This window comes from Polaribacter sp. ALD11, assembly GCF_002831685.1.
Taxonomy (GTDB): Bacteria; Bacteroidota; Bacteroidia; order Flavobacteriales; family Flavobacteriaceae; genus Polaribacter.
Genome location: NZ_CP025119.1, coordinates 1,146,934 through 1,166,194, shown reverse-complemented (window position 1 = coordinate 1,166,194; position 19,261 = coordinate 1,146,934). Strand labels below are relative to the sequence as shown.

Here is a 19,261-nt window from a genome sequence, read left to right as displayed (position 1 = left end):
AATATATAGGGTGTTACTTTTTTAAGTAACACCTTTTTTTATACCCAAGCACCAACTATTTTTGTAAAACTAAACAACACAACAACTTACAATGCCAAAAAGAAAAGACCTCAATTCTGTTTTAATTATCGGATCTGGACCAATTGTTATTGGGCAGGCATGTGAATTCGATTATTCTGGTTCACAATCTTTAAGATCTTTAAGAGAAGATGGTATAGAAACAATTCTAATCAACTCTAATCCTGCAACAATTATGACAGACCCTTCAATGGCAGATCATATTTATTTGTTGCCTTTGACGACTAAATCTATTATTCAAATTTTAAAAGAACATCCGCAAATTGATGCTGTTTTACCAACAATGGGTGGGCAAACTGCATTAAATCTTTGTATTGAAGCGGATACTAAAGGAATTTGGAAAGATTTTGATGTAAAATTAATTGGTGTAGATATAGATGCTATTAATGTTACAGAAGATAGAGAGCAGTTTAGAGAATTAATGATTAAGATTGGTGTGCCGATGGCACCTCAAGCAACAGCAACTTCATTTTTAAAAGGAAAAGAAATTGCACAAGAATTTGGCTTTCCTTTAGTAATTAGATCTTCTTATACTTTGGGTGGGGCAGGAGCTTCTATTGTGTACAAAGCAGAAGATTTTGATAATTTATTAAGCTACGGTTTAGAAGCATCTCCAATTCATGAGGTGATGATTGACAAAGCGATGATGGGTTGGAAAGAGTATGAGTTAGAATTATTGCGAGATAAAAACGATAATGTTGTTATTATCTGTTCTATAGAGAATATGGATCCTATGGGAATCCATACAGGAGATTCTATTACAGTTGCGCCTGCAATGACACTTTCTGACAGAACATATCAGAAAATGCGAGACATGGCAATTCATATGATGCGCTCTATTGGAGATTTTGAAGGAGGATGTAACGTACAGTTTGCAGTTTCACCAGACGAAAAAGAAGATATTATTGCGATTGAAATTAATCCGCGTGTTTCTCGTTCATCCGCTTTAGCGTCTAAAGCAACTGGGTATCCTATTGCAAAAGTTGCTACAAAATTAGCAATTGGGTATACATTAGATGAATTAGAAAACGGAATTACAAAATCTACATCTGCTTTATTTGAGCCAACCTTAGATTATGTAATTGTAAAAATACCGCGTTGGAATTTCGATAAATTCGAAGGTTCAGATAGAACTTTAGGGTTACAAATGAAATCTGTTGGTGAAGTAATGGGAATTGGACGTTCGTTTCAAGAAGCATTACACAAAGCAACACAATCTTTAGAGATTAAAAGAAATGGTTTAGGTGCAGACGGAAAAGGCTACACAGATTACAACCAAATTATAGAGAAATTAACCAATGCAAGTTGGGATCGTGTTTTTGCTATTTATGATGCAATTGCAATTGGAATTCCGTTATCTCAAATTCATGATATCACAAAAATAGACATGTGGTACTTGAAGCAATATGAAGAGTTGTTTCAAATTGAGAAAGAAATTTCTAAGTATAAAATTGATACAATTCAGAGAGACTTATTGCTTGAAGCAAAGCAAAAAGGATACGGAGACAGACAAATAGCACACATGCTAGATTGTTTAGAAAGTGAAGTGTATACAAAAAGAGAAGAGTTAAAAGTGCAACGTGTTTTTAAGTTAGTAGATACTTGTGCTGCAGAATTTAAAGCGAAAACGCCTTATTATTATTCAACTTTTGAAAACGAGATTGAAACTGCAGATGGCGAAATTATCATTGCAAACGAAAGTATTGTAACCGATAAAAAGAAAATTATAGTTTTAGGCTCTGGACCAAATAGAATCGGACAAGGAATTGAGTTTGATTACTGTTGTGTGCATGGTGTTTTAGCAGCTGCAGAGTGTGGTTATGAAACGATTATGATTAACTGTAACCCAGAAACGGTTTCTACAGATTTTGATACGGCAGATAAATTATACTTCGAGCCTGTTTTTTGGGAACATATTTATGACATTATTCGTCATGAAAAACCGGAAGGTGTTATTGTACAATTAGGTGGACAAACAGCTTTAAAGTTAGCAGAAAAGTTAACAAAATACGGAATTAAAATTATTGGAACTTCTTTTGAAGCGTTAGATTTAGCAGAAGATAGAGGGAGTTTTTCTACCTTGTTAAAGAACAACAACATTCCATATCCAGAATTCGGAATTGCAGAAACTGCAGATGAAGCATTGGCTTTAGCAGACGAATTAGATTTCCCTATTTTGGTAAGACCTTCTTATGTTTTAGGAGGACAAGGAATGAAAATTGTAATCAACAAAGAAGAATTGGTAAAGCATGTTGTAGACTTATTAGGAAGAATGCCTGGTAATAAACTATTGCTAGATCATTATTTAGATGGAGCAATTGAAGCAGAAGCTGATGCAATTTGTGATGCAGATGGAAATGTGTATATCATTGGAATTATGGAACACATAGAACCTTGTGGAATTCATTCTGGAGATTCTAATGCGATGTTACCCGTATTTAATTTAGGCGATTTAGTAATGCAACAAATTAAAGATCATACGCATACAATTGCAAGAGAATTAAAAACGATCGGATTAATAAACGTTCAGTTTGCTGTAAAAGATGATGTAGTTTATATTATTGAAGCAAACCCAAGAGCCTCTAGAACCGTTCCTTTTATAGCAAAAGCTTACAAAGAACCGTATGTTAATTATGCAACAAAGGTAATGTTAGGTCATAATAAAGTTACAGATTTTAATTTCAATCCGCAGTTAGAAGGGTATGCAATTAAACAACCTGTTTTCTCTTTTAATAAGTTTCCTAATGTAGATAAGAAACTAGGACCTGAAATGAAATCTACTGGAGAAAGTATTTTGTTTATTGACAGCTTAAAAGATGATCAATTCTATGATTTATACGCTAGACGTAAAATGTATTTAAGTAAATAGAAAAGATTATACAGAGATATAAAAGCATCCAATTCTTAATTAAGAATTGGATGCTTTTTTTTTGTACTAACGGATGTTGTGTGGTAAATTATAGTCTCTAAAAATAAGTGTTTTAAAGGGGTAAAAGAGATTATTGAGACAATAATAAGGTTACTTATGTACTTTATTTAGCACATTTCACCTTTGTTAATGGCATAGTAGAAGTATATTTAATAGCATCTCTATCTATGAAACTTGTTCCATTTTCATTTAATTCACCATAACCTTCAATAAGTTGATTGTTCTTAACCCAAAAAGCTAATTCCCTTGAACTTTCTGTTCCTTCGGAATTAAATATATAAACTCCAATAAGTTTGTCTCCATATAATTTACCTTCAAAGGTTCCTTGACTGGCATCTTTTTCAGAATAATGAATATTCAAATTAGCTGAAACATTTTCAGTGATTTTGGTGATTTTCATATGTATGATATTACCATTGTTACTAAATTCAAAGCAACCCGTTTCCAAAATTACTTTTTCAGATTCTTGTTTTACTTTAGTTTCTATTTTTTTGTTGTTCTTACAGGCTATTGTGGTAATTAATACGAGTACTAAAAAAAAAACTTTTTTCATAATAATGGTTTATTTTTGATTTTGTGTTTTCCTACAAAGGATAAAATGACTAGTATTACAATAGTAATAGTGAAAATAATAACAACGTTTACTGTTACTTTTTCGTATCCAACTTCTTCAATATTTAAAAAAGGATATGGATAATACCCAGAAATATTACCTCTGACTATTATAAAACAGATGTATATTAAGGGATATATTAACCAGTTAAAGACAGGTTTTAATTGTAAATTTTCTTTTTCAACATTAAAAAACCAATATACAAGCATAAATAAAGGGATAATTGTATGCAATAATTCATCAACAATGTATTGAAGTCCTGTTGGTTCCCATATTCTTCTTAATACTATTTGATACACAAGACCTACAATAAAGATGAAAGTTGTAACAGCGGTTATCGCTCCTTTTGTCAAAAATAAATTGAAAGGGAATTTTTTAAGTTTGAATGCAGATGATGTTAAAAGTAAAGCTACTAGAATGTTTGTTAGAATGGTAAAAAAACTAAAAAAGCGTGTAATAGTTTCTATAATACCTGCTTGTCTGTTTTGAATCATTAAGAAAAACTGTGCTATAACAGCAAACCAGGTAATGGCAAGTCCAAATATTTCAATTTTTCTCTTCATTGTTTAGTGTTGTTTATTAGCAGCATACTGATATAACGTCTGAGGAAAAATTATTTCTTCATTTCAATCTTAGAATTACTATCTTCTAAAAGGTGCATGTAATCTTCTACTTTAAATACTTTGCTACTAAATCTTGAGGTTCTGTGTCTACCTTCATTCTGTCTCGTAATAGACCTTGCATATCGTCTTATTTCATCTTTAGAAGTTAAAATAATTCCAGGAATAGGCGTGCTTTTTCCGTTATCATCTTTAGACACCATTGTAAAATAAGAAGAATTACAATGTTTTGTTTCTCCTGTTCTAATGTTTTCAGAATCTACACGTAAACCAACAACCATAGAGGTTCTACCGGTGTAATTTATCGAAGCTTTTAAGGTTAAGAGTTCGCCAACCTCAATCGGATTCAAAAAATCTACTTTGTTTACAGAAGCGGTAACACAATAGTTGCTAGAATGCTTAGAAGCGCAAGCAAATGCTATTTGATCCATCAGGTTTAAAATATGTCCACCATGAATTTTTCCACTAAAATTAGAATGTGAAGGCAGCATTAACTCTGTAATTGTTAATTGAGACTCTTTAATACTTTTAAATTTTTTAATCATTTGTAAGGTTTTTACTTCTAAAATGTGGCGAATCTTCTTGTGCTACTTCAGTAATAAAATATTTGGTATCTCCTAACCAAAAGAAAGTTGCATACCGTTCTTTGTAAGAGAGTTTTACATAGCTGCCTTGGTACTTTTGTAAGTTTTCAATTACTTTTTTATTTTTTTCTTCGACTGAGAATGTGAAAATTTGTGCCCCGGAAATTCCTTGACTAATTTCTCCTTCCCAAGTTTTAACAAGAACACCTTTTCTACTAATTTTTATCAACTCGCCAGATCTAACACCTGTACTATAGGTTACAAAGTAAATAAAAAGATAATACAAAACGGTTAGTATAATTGTTGTGCCAATTAAAACTCCTATAATTTTTTTCATTTTTCAAAAATACAAATCTAATTTCAAGTAAATGTGGAATTATTTAGCATTTTTATATTTTCAATTATTTTAATAAAGCTATTTATACTTTAAAAAAGGATACTTTAAAACGATATTTGAAGTCAGTATTTTATAAATAATTAAAGGAAATAATTTTTTTACGAGCATTTTAAAGTAAATTTGTGCACTTTTAAAAAAGCACACAATGAATTATATTTTATTTGATAGTGATGTTAGACAGTCATTATTACCATTTACTTATACAAGACCGGTTGCAGATATTCGAATAGGAATTTTAACCATTAGAGAGAAATGGGAAAAATATTTGGGTTTAACTACAACAACGGTTACCGAGGAATATTTAGAGGAGAAATACCCGATGGTAGAAATGGAAGAAAATATTTTAATAAATGCTTCTTTTTGTCCTACAGAATCTTTGGTTGAAAAAGTAAAAAATATTTCTAAAAATGAAGCTATTTTTAAAGGCGAAGATGTAATTGCATTTTACACAACCGATAGCCAAGAAGAAGTGAATTTTGATGATTATTCTCAAATTGAATTTGAAGAAGAACTGATTCAACTAAAAAATACTTGGGATATTTTTACGCACAACGGAAAAGCAATTCAACAAGATTTTGATTTGATTACGGAAGGAAGAACTTCTGAACCAATACCAGAAGGAGTTAGGGTTTTAAATAAAGAAAATATTTTTATTGAAGAAGGCGCAGAAATTGTATTTGCTACTTTAAATGCTTCTAATGGACCAATTTATATTGGCAAAGATGCTTTAATTATGGAAAATTCTTCAATTAGAGGTCCATTTTCTATGGGAGATCATGCTGTTGTAAAAATGGGTACTAAAATTTATGGAGACACCACTTTAGGACCTTATTGTAAAGTTGGAGGTGAAATTAATAATTCGGTTTTATTTGGAAACACAAGTAAAGGGCATGATGGGTATTTAGGGAATTCTGTTTTAGGTGAATGGTGTAATTTAGGAGCTGATACAAATAATTCGAACTTAAAAAATAATTATGCAGAAGTGAAGTTGTGGGATTATGAAACAGGGCGTTTTGCAAAAACCGGATTACAATTCTGTGGTTTGATGATGGGAGATCATTCTAAATGCGGAATAAACACCATGTTTAATACAGGAACTGTAATTGGTGTAAGTACAAATGTTTTTGGAACAGGTTTTCCAAGAAATTTTATTCCTTCTTTTAGTTGGGGTGGAGCATCTGGTTTTACAACCTTTCAAATGAAAAAAGTATCTGAAGTTGCCACTGCAGTTATGAAACGCAAAAGTTTACCTTTTGACGAAATAGATCAAAGAATTCTAGATCATGTCTTTGAAGAAACGAAACAGTATCGTAATTATTAAATTTCTTTAATTTTAGACTGTTCGGTTTTTAGACTAGAGGGCAGAAGATAGAAAACCGTAAAATGAAGTTCATTTTACGGTTTTTAGTTTAATAGACTCTGAGTTTATTAACCCTGTTTTTTAGGGAATAAAATTCTCTAATTTCTTTCAACGACATTTCCAGAGCCCAGAGATTTACTGTCTACATGTTTCGGATTTCCTTTGTAGTAAATGCTTCCAGAACCTACTAATTTTGCTTTAATTTTATTTTTAACAGTCGTTTTTATACTTCCAGAGCCAGCAATGTTTGCATTTATTTCATCTGTGGTTAAATTATAAGCTTCAATACTTCCAGAACCAGCTATAGAGCATTTTAATTCATTTGTGTTTCCTTTTAATTCAATAGTACCAGAACCCCCAATGTTTGTGCTAACAGTATCTGAATCTATTTTTAAATCAATATTTCCAGATCCACCTAGACTTATATTTAGATCTGCTGCTTTTATAATTTCTTTACTAGAAATATTTCCTGAACCAGCTAAAGCAACACTTTCAATAGTTTCAAAAGTCACGGTAACCGTTAATTTTTTAGTAGTTCTAATGTTTGTGTTTTTTTTGTATTTTATCTTTAAGATTCTATCGCTAATTTCTGTTTCAATAAAAGGAATAATATTTTCTTCTCCTTCAATAGTAATTTTTCCTTCCGTTCCTTTTACAAGAATTAGATCAAAAGAACCACCAACAGCAATACCACGATAATCATCAGTTGTTCTATTTACAGTAATTACATTTCCGTTTCCCTTAATTTTTTTAGTGCTTCCGAACCAATCTTGTGCATTAACAGAGAAAGGAAGTGTACATAATAAAGTAGCTAAAAGTATTTTTTTGGTCATTATTTTTTAGTTTTTGGTTGATTTTTTTTAATTTTATTCAATTCTAACACTTCCGTATTGAGAATTTATGTTCAGTATTGAATTTGTTTTTCCTTGTCCGTAGATTCCTTTATAATATTTTTTTGTAGATTTTGTAATACTTTTAAAAAGTTCAACTTTATCATCATCTCTTTTAAAACTACTGTATTGTAAGTCGATTTCAAAATTGAAGGAAATTTCGTTTTCCACACCAATTTTTATTCCAGTATATTGCCCCGTAATATCAACCTTCTCAAAACCATTCATTAATTTTTTTATAGTAATAGAACCATATTCTGAGTCTATAATTAATTTTTTTCTAACAGTTCCAAAACGCAATGTTACATAATCTGAGTTTCCATGAATGCTTTCAGCATCGTTTATAGTAATAGCGCCATAATCTAAATTATAATCTAAATTACCAGCTTTGTCAAACTTCACGGTTGAATAATCTGCGTTTAATTTTATGTTTTCAGAGTTATCAATTGTCAATTTTGAATAATCAACATTTATACTCCCACTTTTCATTGAAACGATAGAAGAAGAAGAGCAATAATCTAAATTTATTTCATTATTAATTGCAGACAATTCACCAATAGAAATCTTACCATAATCACAATTAATGGCTGCTTTTCCAGACAGATTGCCCAGATAAATACTACCATAATCATTATTTAAATTGACAGCATTTGTCTTTGGCATTTTAACAATGTAATTTATCTTGTAATTGGTGTTTTTACTTTTTCCCCACCAAGACCAATTACTTTTCTTTTCGCCAATAACAGTTTCTGCTGCTACCAAAGAGTTATTTGCGTTAAATTCAATTCTAATAGCATTTAATTTGGCTTCAACATCATCTAAATCGTCTCCTTTTACAGTAATTATTACTTCAATTTCTACACGATTCTTGTTCCAAGTTGTAATGTTTAAATCACCGTATTTATTATTTAATGCAACAGTGGCATCAGAATTTACGGAATATTCTTTTTTTATAGTTTTTGTTTTCTCATGGTTTTTATCACCAGTATTTGCCTTTGTAATTAAAGGAGTTAAGAGTAATAAAAATGTAATTTTATATATAAGTCTCATTTTGTATTGTATTAGGGTTCTTAATTTTGTCTATCTGTTTTAAAGTGTTTTCTAAAATTTCTAAACGTCTTTGATAATTTTTAATCATGGCACTAATTATTCTTCTGTGTTTACCATTTTTAGTAAGCTCTTTTACAAAAACTTTGTAATTATCTTCTAATTCTTCTAGCTCTTCTAAAGCATCCTCTATAATAGATTCTGTTTCTAAACTTCTGTTTTTCTCTAAAGTTTTAATTTCTTGATGAATGGTAGAAATAAAATAGTTCTGAACTTCTTCCATTTTAGGAGAAATATCAGCTAAATCTACTTGTCTTTCCTGATGATTACTACCCAGCCAGAAGCCAAAAATTAAAACGACAGAGGCAGCAACACTTAACCATTTCCAAGATGTTTTCTTTTGTTGTTTTGGTGTGTTTAATTTGCGTTCGAAACGCTCTAAATGTCCTATGTGAGGTTCTTTAAAATCGAATTCATTTTCAGAAAAAAACTGTTGTAATTTATCTTCCATAAATTTGCGTTTGTATATTATCTGCAAGTAAAACTTGCTTTAATTTCTTTTTTGCTCTAGAAACGGTTGTTCTTACATTTTCATTTGTATAGTCTAAAATTTGAGAAATTTCTTCATAATCATACCCTTCAATTAAGTGTAAGTTTAAAACAATTCTATAATTTTCTTTTAAACCTTGTAAACACTTTAAAACAGCGCTCCCTTTTAAACCTCTATAATCAATCGCTTCATCTTCAACTTCATCATACGGAACTACTTCCATTTTAACATCTAGATATCTATTATTTTTCTTTAATTGCGTTAAACTTTTATTAATAACTATTCTTTTTAACCACGCACCAAAAGTAACTTCACCTTTATACATTTGCATTTTTGTAAAAACCGTTAAAAAGGCTTCTTGCATTAGGTCTTCAGCTTCAAATTCATCTTTTAAAATACGATATGCCACATTGTACATTGCTTTATAGTAGCATTTGTACAATTCTAGCTGCGCATTTTTATCTTGTTTTTTGCAGCGTTCTAAAAGGTTGGTTATATGTGGTTGGTTGGTTTCCAATAAAACGTTTCTATTCTAGAGACAAATTTGTTTTTAATTTGTGACAGTTTTAAAGAAATAAAAGTAAACTTTTTAAATAGAATTTTTTATTGAATTAATTCTTAAGTTATAATGAAGTTCTATGTCATTTAGAAAAATATTTTGTATGAATGGGTCTTGGTTTATTTATTACAATCTAGCTGTCCTTAATAGCTTTTTCTGTAGCTTCTTTCATCCCGAATTTAACAAGTATTTTAGCGAGATGTTTTTTTGTTTTAAATTTTCTAGTAAAAGTATTATTTGTTGGATAGGTTCTGTTTTTAGTCATATTGTTAAAAATAAGTGCGATAACAAGTAAGATTAAAACACCTGTTAAAACAGGAGAAAAAACATAATAATAACCTAAAGAAGTAATTTTTTCTGATCCAATAATGGGGATTAAAGCAGTAGCTCCTCCTGGTGGATGAAGTGTTTTTGTGTATTGCATTACAATAATAGAGATAGAAACTGCTAGAGGTGCAGATAGCCAAATAATATCCGGACAAAGCTTTAAAACAGTAACACCTACGAAAGCAGACAAAACGTGGCCACCAATAAAATTTCTTGGTTGTGCTAATGGGCTCTGTATTGCGCCATATATTAAAACACTAGAGGCGCCAAATGAACCTATTAAGAAAATGTTTTCTATTTTGGGTAAAGATAAAGATTGAATAAAAGCAATAATTCCTATACCAATAAAAGCACCAAGAAAAGACCAAAATTTTTCTTTAAAATCAACTAAAGTTTCTTTGTAAATTACATATTTAGTAATTCGGTAGCTTCTTTTTAGATTCTTTTTTACCATTTATTTTTTCTTTACAGTTAACAAATAGCAGGCAAAGTTAGCTTAAAATGTATGTAAAATAAAGGTTTCAATATTATTTGTGAATAACAAAAAAGGATGATGATATTACGTAACTTAATTATCAATTTTAATAAAATAGGGTTGTTTCTTTTTTAAATTAGGAGTATTTAATTTTGTTTCTTCTATCGAGATTCTGTTTTGTCCATTTGAGAGCCAATAAAAGGCATTTTTGGAGCTAGAAAATAACCTGTTAAACTTGCAAATAAAATGGGTATAAAATATGAAAAACCGGTTAATGTTGCTAACAAAATAGTTGTGCTCATTGGTGTTCTTGTTACGCAAGCATTTATACCTGCCATACAGCTAATTATTGCTAAAGATAGATTTATTGAAGGGAAGAAATGATGAATAATTAAGCCAAGTGTTGTGCCAATAAAAAATAAAGGAATTATAAAACCACCTCGCCAACCTGAAGTTACTGTCACTGAAATTGCTAAAATTTTAAAAACTAATATTAAAACTAATCCCTTTATAGAGATATCAATATTTAATAAAGAGTTAATTTCTTCGTGACCAAAATACCTTGTTAAAGGAAAGTAATAAGAGATTACACCAAGAACAATTCCGCCAATTAAGGTCTTAATATAAATGGCTGTTTTAATTTTCGCGAAAATAGATTTTAAGAATTTTGTACAATAAATAAATATCCAACCAACAATGGTGGCAACTATTGCTAATAAAACGGCCAAACCAAAATCAAAAGTTCCAGAATATTGATAGGTTGGTAGCTCCCAAACGGCTCCTAATCCTAAATGCATTATTAAAGCAAAAACAATATAACTAAAACAACTAGCCACTAATGCAGGAATTATAGCTTTGTAATATTCTACTGCGTGTTTATGATGCAGTATTTCTAATGAAAACAAACTACCACCTAATGGAGCGCCAAACAGCGCTGTAAAACCAGAAGCCATACCAGCAATACTTAAAGAGCGCAACTCTTCTCCTTTTAATCTAAATATTTTTCCTAACCAAGTACCTGTAGAACCTGTTACTTGAACTAATGGCGCTTCAGGACCAAGACTTCCTCCAGATGCAACACATAGTAAAGAAGAAAGTATCATAGAAGGATTGTTCTTTGGATCTAATTTTCCTTTATTAAAACGAATATTATCAACAATTAAATGAATCTCTCCTGGATCTCCAATAAAATGAATTATTAACCCTGCTAGTAAACCGCATATAGACATTACAGGAATTACCAACCAGCCATCAAAAAATGCAATTTTATGAATTAAAAACTCTAAGACAATCCAATAAATACCTGCAATTACTCCACCTACTAAACCAACGATGACCCAAAGTAAAAAAGTACGATTAAAAACAAACGGATTAAAATTTATTGGTTGATCTAAGATATTAGAATATGAGACTAGTTTTCTTCTCCTTTTAAGTTTCACTTCTTATGCGGTTTTTAGTATAAAGTAAAAGGCAAAATTAGATGAAAATAGTATAGAAACAAAAAAATCTCAAGCTTTCACTAGAGATTTTTAATATTTTAAATAAAATGAAGATTACATTGCTCCCCATTCTTTTAAAGAAGCTTTATTCATTTTTATATAACCATCATTCTTTGCAATTTCAGCATATTTTAAAGAAGCTTTTGCAGCAGCAATTGCACTTCTTGTTTTTCCTGCTTTTGCATGAATTAAAGATTGCTGTCTTAAAAACCAAAATTTAGGAGCATCAGCAGTCATTGCTACTGCTTTATCAATCCAAGTTTGTGCTTTATTAATATCTTTATTTGCTTGTAAATAATAAACAGCTGCACCGTACATATCATTTGCAGTTGGTCCATTCATTATTTTTTCGATATTACTAGAAACCATTTCTTCCGTTGGTGTTTCAAACTTTAAACCAACATACGTGTTTTCCCACATGATTCCTAAAACAGCAGAATTGTTCGTTAGATCGTCAAAAGTAATTGTAAAAGTTTCAATACTCATAGGCATATCTTGTGCTTCCACATTTACTTTAGCAGCAACTTTAGATTCGTCCCACTTCGCTGGATTTCCCCAATTTGTAGCATCTGAGTATAAAATGATATCCCATGTTTTTTCACCAGGAATTGTATACAAAGCATAAGATCCTTTTTTTAATTTACTTCCGTTAACCATAAAGTCGGTAGAGAAAGTTAATTTAGTGTTTTCGTTTGCTCCAGTTCTCCAAACTTTTCCAAAATCTTCTAAACCACCAAATATTTTTCGCCCTTTTAGACTTGGTCTAGAATATTCTAAAGTTACGTCTGTTAAACCAACTTTTTGTGTTGTTTTTTGAGACGGACTTGGTGCTGGTGTTTCAATTTGTGCGCTTGTTGCAAGCGTCGTAGCAAGTACAAATAAACTTAATATTATTTTTTTCATGGTAAATTGATTTAGTTTTAATTATTCAAAATTACAATTTCATAAAACGGTAAATGTTAACAATATCTTAAAATAAAGAGATGTATCTTTGTGTATTACTTCATAAAATAATTCAGAATTTATAGAAAGCTTTTCTTTAATTTTCTGTGAACCGGTAACAATAACAAGCATTAATAGTACGGATAGCAAAGTTGTTTTTTAATTGTTCCAATAATTATTTATGTTTTAGTGAAACTTAATAAAAGAAAAAGATGCTTGAGTAAGGCAAATTGTTAATTTTTAAATATTTTAAATTGAAAAATGTTAGTGTTTTAGGTTGTGGTTGGTTAGGGAAACCATTAGCAACATCATTGTTAGAAGATGGTTTTTGGGTAAAAGGATCTACAACTTCGGAAGAAAAAGTAAATATTTTACAAGCTTTGGGTATTGAAACGCATTTGGTAGATATTTCTGAATTTGAAGAGTTTGATGTTTTTTTAGATACAGATATTTTAATAATTGCTATTACTTCTAAAGATGTAGATGGTTTTGAAAGTCTAATTGCTCAGATTCAAGAATCTTCTGTGCAAAAAGTAATTTTTATTAGTTCTACTTCTGTATACCCTAGAATTAATAAAGTAATGACGGAAGAAGATGCCGTTTTAAAAAATCCACTTACAGAAATTGAAAATTTATTTAGAGAAAACACTTTTTTCGAAACGACTATTATTCGTTTTTCTGGTTTGTTTGGTGGCGATAGACATCCTGCGAATTGGTTTCAAAACGGACGAAAAATACCACAACCAAACGGTTTTGTAAATATGATTCACCGAGAAGATTGTATCGAAATTATACATGAAGTAATTGCTCAGAATTGTTGGAATACAACTTTTAATGCTTGTTCTAATCATCACCCAACTAGAAGAGAATTTTATACACTTGCAAAATTAAGTAGCGATTTTAAGGCGCCAGAGTTTGAGGAAGATGAGGTTTATGAATGGAAAATAATTTCTTCGGATAAACTTCAGAATGTTTTAGACTATACTTTTATTTATGATAATTTGCTAGAGTTTTAGAGTTACAGATATTTTTATAACCCCACAAATATTTGTGTTATAGCCTGCTATACTTTCGTTTTCTTAAATAATTAAAAATAAAGCCAAAGACAAATAATAAAATAAGCGGTAAAATTACATTTAAAAACTGCCAAAAGGTACGCTCTTTAAACGCTTTTTGTTTGTCTAATGTTTTTATTTGTAAAGACTTGTTTCTTAGGTTAATTAAGCCAGAATCGTCTAATAAATAATCTACAGCATTTAGTAAAAAGTCCTTATTTCCAAACTGCTGATTCGTCCATTTATCCTTCGCCAAATCGTAGGGCTGTTCTTTTAATAGTTGATTTTTTCCAACATCACCATCAGCAATAATAATCATTTTATTTTTTGTTGAATGTTCTCTAAAAAGTGGTGTTTCAAAGGGGCGTACACGGTTTTTATATGCTGAATTAAATTCGCCTTCTAGCAAAACAGCAAATAACTGATGTCCGTTATTATAATCTTTTTCAACAACTTCTTCTGCAATAGATTGTAGTGCTATAATTTTAGGCGTTCCAACTTTTTGCGTTAATAAAGAACTGACTAATAAAGGTGTTTTTTTGATGTTATTTTTTAAAGTATCAATCTGATTCGCAAATTGTAATCTTACAGGAGAAACGTTTTTTGTAATTGCATGATTCGGATTTCCGTTCACTAAAGGATGGTAAAACCAATCTAAATTTTTAAATTGAGGTTGGTTTGCTATTTGCCCAGTTGCAACAGGTATTTGAGCTGCATATAAATCTTTAATTAAGCTGGTATTTATACGAACGCCGTATGTAAATAATAGGTCGGTAAGATTTAAATCTCTAGGATATGCCAACATTTTACCAGTATTTCCTAAACTATCTTGGTCTGCTTGTACATTGTCTAGCATCCATAAAGTTTTACCACCATTTGCTATAAACTGATCTAAAACAAACTTCTCTTTCTCTGTAAATTTTTCTGTAGGTTTTGTAATAATTGCCAAATCTAAATGAGACAAATCATCTAAGGTTTGCGCAGCGTCTATAGTAACAGAATCTAACGTAAATTTTGCTAATCTATATTTTTTAGCAACTTCACTTAAAAAACTATATTGATAAATGTCTTCTAATTCTCCGTTTCCAGTAAGTATTGCTATTTTTTTACGTCGTTTTTGGTAGACGGAATGTATTGCATTCGAAAAGCTATATTCTAAGTTTTCAATCGCTTTTTGTAATTGTTCTTCTTGAGATGCAACAATAGAAGTTGGCAACAAAGAAATAACGGCTGTTTTTTTACCGTAATTTATTTCTGCCCATGGAAAAATAATTGCTTCAGACAATTTACCGTCTTCTTCAACAGTTAATTGACTAGGCATCATTCCTTTTTTAATCAGTACTTCTCGTTGATTGTCTGGGTTTTTGAAATTGATTTTTATCTTCGGATTTTCTGCTGCTAATTCTTCTAAATATTGACGTGTTTCTATTTGTAATCTTTTAAATTCTGAAGGAAAATCGCCTTCTAAATAAACAGTTACAAATAAATTTTCATCAATCTTAGAAATAATATTTTTTGTGGTTTCAGAAAGTGTGTAACGTTTGTCTTCGGTTAAATCGAAACGTTTGTAAAAAGATTGATTCGCTATGTTTAAGGCAATCAGAATAATAACTAAAATGGTAGTGTTTTTTATTTTTTTATTCATTTTCTAAACGTGTTTTAGTGATGAATAAAAAGAAAAAAGTAACGCTTATAAAGTAAATAAGATCTCTTGTATCTATAACTCCGCGAGAAATACTTTTAAAGTGTTCGTTTATTCCTAGTTTTTGAATTGTTAAATTATTATCTATTGAATTTGCAATAGCATCAAAACCAAAGAATAATATAAAGGTGATAAAAATGCTTAAAATAAAAGCAACAATCTGGTTTTTAGACAATGTTGAAGTAAATAAACCAATAGCAGTATAAGTTGCTGCTAAAAATAATAAACCAATGTAAGAACCAATTGTAGTACCAAAATCTATATTACCAATCGGGTTACCTAATTGATAAACGGTATAAACATACGTTAAAGTGGGTATTAAAGCAACAACAACTAATAGGAGGGAAGCCGAGAATTTTCCTAAAACTATTTGCCAATTAGAAATTGGTTTTGTCATTAGAAGTTCGATAGTTCCGTTGTTAAACTCATCAGCAAAACTTTTCATGGTAATGGCCGGAATCAAAAATAAAAACAGCCAAGGCGCTAAAAAGAAAAACGGATTCAAATCTGCGAAACCAGCATTTAAAATATTGAAATCATCTTTAAAGAACCATAAAAACAAACCGTTAATCAGTAAGAAAACACCAATTACTAGATATGCAATCGGGCTTGCAAAAAACGAGTTGAATTCTTTTTTTAATATTGCTATCAATATGTATTGTTTATGCCTTTATTTTTATTGAGAATTATTTGTAAATTAAAATGCTCTTTCAAAGATTTCTCAATCATCTAAGAAAAAAATCGTTCTCTAAATAGATAAAGAATTTGTTTAGGTAAGAGTAGTCGATAACTAAAATTTTAATTTCCGACTACTTTTAAGTAGTTCTTTAATTATTACCTGTAAGTTTATAAATTACATTATTTACAAAACCTTCATCTGTTCTTTCTGGTTGAAAAACAAAACTATGTTTCTCTAATAACGCTTTAGAAGCATTATTATTCTTGTGTGTAAAAGCTTCAAAGGTTTTTAAGTTCATTTCTTTAAAACCGAACTTTAAAATTTCTTTAAAAGCTTCACTCATATAACCTCTATCTTGGTAATCTGGGTGTATTTCATACCCAATTTCTGCATAATCTTCTTCATCTTCAAAATTACGCAAACCAATAGTTCCAAGTAATTGATGATTATTTTTTGCTTCGATTACCCAAAAAACACCTTTATTGTTTGCGGCTTGATTAGAAATAAGATCAATAAAAGCTCTTGCCTCAGAAAGATTTTTTGGTGTTTTTCTATCAATAAATTCATTAACTTCTTTGTTTGTTCTTAAGCCAAAAATTGCTTTTGTGTCCTCTAAGTTTAACGCTCTTAAGGTTAATCTTTCTGTTTCTAAAACAGGAAAAGTAGTAAAATCGAAATCCATCTTTATATATTATTTTGCTATATTTTTATTGTAAACTCACTTTTTTATCAACGCTCCAAGCTTCTGGCTTATCATTAAATAAAGCTTTTGTTTTTGCCCAAACAGTTGTAAAAAGCTCAGAGTTTCTATAATTTTCTAAATCTTGCGGTGTTTCCCAGTATGAATAAGTGAAAAATATTTCAGGATTATTTTTGTCTTGATACAGTTCTAATAAATTACAACCTTTAGAGGCTCTAATAAATTGTTTTTTTTCTTCAAAAATCGATTCAAAAGTTGCGATGTGTTCTAGATGAAAACTCATCTTTACAATTCTTACAAACATGCTTTCATTTAAAGGTTAAGTTTTTATTCAGGTTCGTTAATAAAATCAACAGTAACGGTGTCTCTATATGCTAAACCAAGCAAAGAAGAAGCACCACCAACGGTGTCTAAATTACTTCTATAAATGGCTATTTCTAAAAATTCTGCAGAATTAAATAAAGCTAATTTATGGCCTTCATATTGTTGATGACTGTATGCACTATTGCTAGCAACTTCATTATATTTTGTAAATATTTTAGAGAAAGAATGCTTTCTTGCGTTTATTTTAAAGTTTCTTCCTTTACCAACTTCATGAAACATTTTTTTACTAATGTTGGTAATTACGTTGCCATAATTATCAATATAAACAATGCCACCCGCTATTTGATTTTGTTCGTGATCTACCTTTGGTTGAATTTCAACATTTGTTTTAAATTCTTCAATTTCTTTTCCAATAACAGTTAAATTTCCACCTCTCGCAATAAAACAAGCTACTTGCACAAAAACATCTAACACAGGAAAACTACTTTCTACTCTGTCATGAATGTTAATTTCTACAATTTTAGTGGGTTTAATTTCTAAAGCAATCATAGAGATGATGCCGTTATCTGGACATACAAAAAAGTGACCATCTAACTCTAAAGCAATGTGTTTATTGTCTTCACTTAATTCTGAATCTACACCAACAATATGTATAGTTCCTTCAGGAAAACTTTTATAAGAGTTCTTTAAAATATAGGCAGTTTCCGTAATATTAAACGGAGAGATTTCATGTGTAATATCTACAATTCTTGCATCTGAAAGCTCAGAGTAAATAGCTCCTTTTACAGCACCTACAAAGTGATCTTTCGTTCCGAAATCTGTGGTTAAAGTAATTAAAGACATTAATTTTATAGCTATTAATTAAATGTGGAAAAATTGTTGATTATTTTACGCAAATCTAATCAATTTTGAAATTTAATTCGCTATTTTTAATTGAAATAAAATAGATAAGAACCTATAAAAAATAAACACTTGAACGAACGCATTATAGCCTTAGAAGAAATTAACCCAAGCGACTTTTTTGGAGCACATAATAGCACCATAGAGCAGATAAAAAAATATTTTCCTAAAATTAAAATTGTTGCTCGCGGCTCTAAATTAAAAATTTACGGAGAACCTGATCTTTTAGATGAGTTCGAAATTCGTTTAGAGCGTTTGATAAAATATTACAATCGTTATAATAAGTTAGACGATAATAGTATTGAACGCATTTTAACTTCAAACGGTAACGAAGAAAAAGCAAGTGCTTCTAAAAAAATTAAAGACATTTTAGTGCATGGAGTTGGTGGGAAGTTGATAAAACCACAAACAGAAAACCAGCGTAAGATGGTTACTTTAATGGGGAAAAACGATATGTTGTTTGCTGTTGGACCAGCAGGAACGGGTAAAACATATACTGCGGTTGCTTTGGCTGTAAAAGCTTTGAAAGAAAAAGAAGTTCGGAAAATTATTTTAACAAGACCCGCGGTAGAATCTGGAGAAAACTTAGGATTTCTTCCTGGAGATTTAAAGGAAAAACTAGACCCTTATATGCAACCATTATATGATGCATTAAGAGATATGATTCCGCATGAAAGATTAGAATCTCATATAGAAAAAGGCGTTATTCAAATTGCACCTTTGGCATTTATGCGTGGTAGAACTTTAGACAACGCATTTGTTATTTTAGATGAAGCACAAAATACAACGCACAATCAAATGAAGATGTTTTTAACCAGAATGGGTAAAAGTGCAAAATTTATTATTACTGGAGATCCTGGACAGATAGATTTACCAAGAAAACAAGTTTCTGGTTTAAAAGAATCTTTATTGGCTTTAAAAGATATTGATGGAATTGCACAAGTATATTTAGATGATAAAGATGTGGTAAGACATAAATTAGTGAGAAAAATTATTGGTGCATATAAGCGTATAGAAACGGAATAAGTTTT

The 19,261-nt window shown here is 30.2% G+C and carries 20 protein-coding genes; 4 read left to right on the top strand and 16 right to left on the bottom strand.

The annotated features are described in order from the left end of the window. Window positions 1–91 precede the first annotated feature (91 nt). Window positions 92–2,947 (top strand): carbamoyl-phosphate synthase large subunit, encoded by a 2,856-nt coding sequence (gene carB / locus CW731_RS05210; protein WP_100945733.1) that lies wholly within the window; start codon window positions 92–94, stop codon window positions 2,945–2,947. A gap of 163 nt (window positions 2,948–3,110) precedes the next feature. Here carB and CW731_RS05205 read toward each other — a convergent pair whose 3' ends face one another. Genes CW731_RS05205 through CW731_RS05190 form a run of 4 tightly spaced genes read right to left on the bottom strand, consistent with a single transcriptional unit; the run spans window position 3,111 to window position 5,161 of the window. Continuing rightward, window positions 3,111–3,560: a hypothetical protein gene (locus CW731_RS05205; protein WP_100945732.1), complete on the bottom strand. Its 450-nt coding sequence runs from the start codon at window positions 3,558–3,560 to the stop codon at window positions 3,111–3,113. Further along, a complete protein-coding gene (locus tag CW731_RS05200; protein WP_100945731.1) occupies window positions 3,557–4,183 on the bottom strand; it encodes a Pr6Pr family membrane protein in 627 nt (208 codons plus the stop codon). Before CW731_RS05200 ends, CW731_RS05205 begins: the two co-directional genes overlap by 4 nt. A gap of 50 nt (window positions 4,184–4,233) precedes the next feature. Then, window positions 4,234–4,785, bottom strand: coding sequence for an acyl-CoA thioesterase (locus CW731_RS05195; protein ID WP_100945730.1), 552 nt, complete (start codon window positions 4,783–4,785; stop codon window positions 4,234–4,236). After that, window positions 4,778–5,161 (bottom strand): 6-phosphogluconate dehydrogenase, encoded by a 384-nt coding sequence (locus CW731_RS05190; protein ID WP_100945729.1) that lies wholly within the window; start codon window positions 5,159–5,161, stop codon window positions 4,778–4,780. Before CW731_RS05190 ends, CW731_RS05195 begins: the two co-directional genes overlap by 8 nt. Before the next feature lie 205 nt (window positions 5,162–5,366). Here CW731_RS05190 and CW731_RS05185 point away from each other — a divergent pair, with 205 nt between their 5' ends. Continuing rightward, entirely contained in the window at window positions 5,367–6,542 is a 1,176-nt protein-coding gene (locus CW731_RS05185; RefSeq protein ID WP_100945728.1) for a GlmU family protein, read from the top strand. A 137-nt stretch (window positions 6,543–6,679) separates the two neighbouring features. Here the strand turns inward: CW731_RS05185 and CW731_RS05180 are convergent, their stop codons facing one another. The 7 genes from CW731_RS05180 to CW731_RS05150 form a co-directional block, all read right to left on the bottom strand. Beyond that, window positions 6,680–7,414: a head GIN domain-containing protein gene (locus CW731_RS05180; protein ID WP_100945727.1), complete on the bottom strand. Its 735-nt coding sequence runs from the start codon at window positions 7,412–7,414 to the stop codon at window positions 6,680–6,682. 33 nt (window positions 7,415–7,447) lie between these two features. Further along, window positions 7,448–8,521: a hypothetical protein gene (locus CW731_RS05175; protein WP_100945726.1), complete on the bottom strand. Its 1,074-nt coding sequence runs from the start codon at window positions 8,519–8,521 to the stop codon at window positions 7,448–7,450. Next, window positions 8,505–9,029 (bottom strand): hypothetical protein, encoded by a 525-nt coding sequence (locus tag CW731_RS05170; RefSeq protein WP_100945725.1) that lies wholly within the window; start codon window positions 9,027–9,029, stop codon window positions 8,505–8,507. The genes CW731_RS05175 and CW731_RS05170 overlap by 17 nt, the downstream gene beginning before the upstream one ends. Then, the gene (locus CW731_RS05165; protein ID WP_100945724.1) at window positions 9,019–9,585 is read right to left on the bottom strand and encodes an RNA polymerase sigma factor; all 567 of its coding nucleotides are present in this window, start codon (window positions 9,583–9,585) and stop codon (window positions 9,019–9,021) included. Before CW731_RS05165 ends, CW731_RS05170 begins: the two co-directional genes overlap by 11 nt. Before the next feature lie 175 nt (window positions 9,586–9,760). Next, window positions 9,761–10,408 (bottom strand): HPP family protein, encoded by a 648-nt coding sequence (locus tag CW731_RS05160; protein WP_100945723.1) that lies wholly within the window; start codon window positions 10,406–10,408, stop codon window positions 9,761–9,763. Between the two features lie 182 nt (window positions 10,409–10,590). Continuing rightward, window positions 10,591–11,868 carry a chloride channel protein gene (locus tag CW731_RS05155; protein WP_100945722.1) on the bottom strand — a complete coding sequence of 426 codons (1,278 nt, stop codon included), beginning with the start codon at window positions 11,866–11,868 and terminating at the stop codon, window positions 10,591–10,593. Window positions 11,869–11,982: 114 nt separating this feature from the next. Beyond that, window positions 11,983–12,831, bottom strand: a complete 849-nt coding sequence (locus CW731_RS05150; protein WP_100945721.1) for a DUF2911 domain-containing protein — start codon at window positions 12,829–12,831, stop codon at window positions 11,983–11,985. Between the two features lie 293 nt (window positions 12,832–13,124). On the opposite strand from CW731_RS05150, the gene CW731_RS05145 reads away from it, so the two are divergent. Then, the gene (locus CW731_RS05145) at window positions 13,125–13,886 is read left to right on the top strand and encodes an NAD(P)H-binding protein (protein WP_100945720.1); all 762 of its coding nucleotides are present in this window, start codon (window positions 13,125–13,127) and stop codon (window positions 13,884–13,886) included. 37 nt (window positions 13,887–13,923) lie between these two features. Here CW731_RS05145 and gldG read toward each other — a convergent pair whose 3' ends face one another. The 5 genes from gldG to CW731_RS05120 form a co-directional block, all read right to left on the bottom strand. Further along, window positions 13,924–15,570 carry a gliding motility-associated ABC transporter substrate-binding protein GldG gene (gene gldG, locus CW731_RS05140; RefSeq protein ID WP_100945719.1) on the bottom strand — a complete coding sequence of 549 codons (1,647 nt, stop codon included), beginning with the start codon at window positions 15,568–15,570 and terminating at the stop codon, window positions 13,924–13,926. Continuing rightward, complete coding sequence (gene gldF / locus CW731_RS05135) at window positions 15,563–16,279, bottom strand: gliding motility-associated ABC transporter permease subunit GldF (protein ID WP_100945718.1); 717 nt, start codon at window positions 16,277–16,279, stop codon at window positions 15,563–15,565. Before gldF ends, gldG begins: the two co-directional genes overlap by 8 nt. A 175-nt stretch (window positions 16,280–16,454) precedes the next feature. Beyond that, the gene (locus CW731_RS05130; protein WP_100945717.1) at window positions 16,455–16,988 is read right to left on the bottom strand and encodes a GNAT family N-acetyltransferase; all 534 of its coding nucleotides are present in this window, start codon (window positions 16,986–16,988) and stop codon (window positions 16,455–16,457) included. A 25-nt stretch (window positions 16,989–17,013) separates the two neighbouring features. Further along, on the bottom strand, window positions 17,014–17,310 hold the full coding sequence (locus tag CW731_RS05125; RefSeq protein ID WP_100945716.1) for a putative quinol monooxygenase: 297 nt from the start codon (window positions 17,308–17,310) through the stop codon (window positions 17,014–17,016). 23 nt (window positions 17,311–17,333) lie between these two features. Then, on the bottom strand, window positions 17,334–18,173 hold the full coding sequence (locus CW731_RS05120; RefSeq protein ID WP_100945715.1) for an S-adenosyl-l-methionine hydroxide adenosyltransferase family protein: 840 nt from the start codon (window positions 18,171–18,173) through the stop codon (window positions 17,334–17,336). A 129-nt stretch (window positions 18,174–18,302) separates the two neighbouring features. Between CW731_RS05120 and CW731_RS05115 the strand changes: the two genes are divergently transcribed. Beyond that, window positions 18,303–19,256, top strand: a complete 954-nt coding sequence (locus CW731_RS05115) for a PhoH family protein (protein WP_100945714.1) — start codon at window positions 18,303–18,305, stop codon at window positions 19,254–19,256. Window positions 19,257–19,261 lie beyond the last annotated feature (5 nt).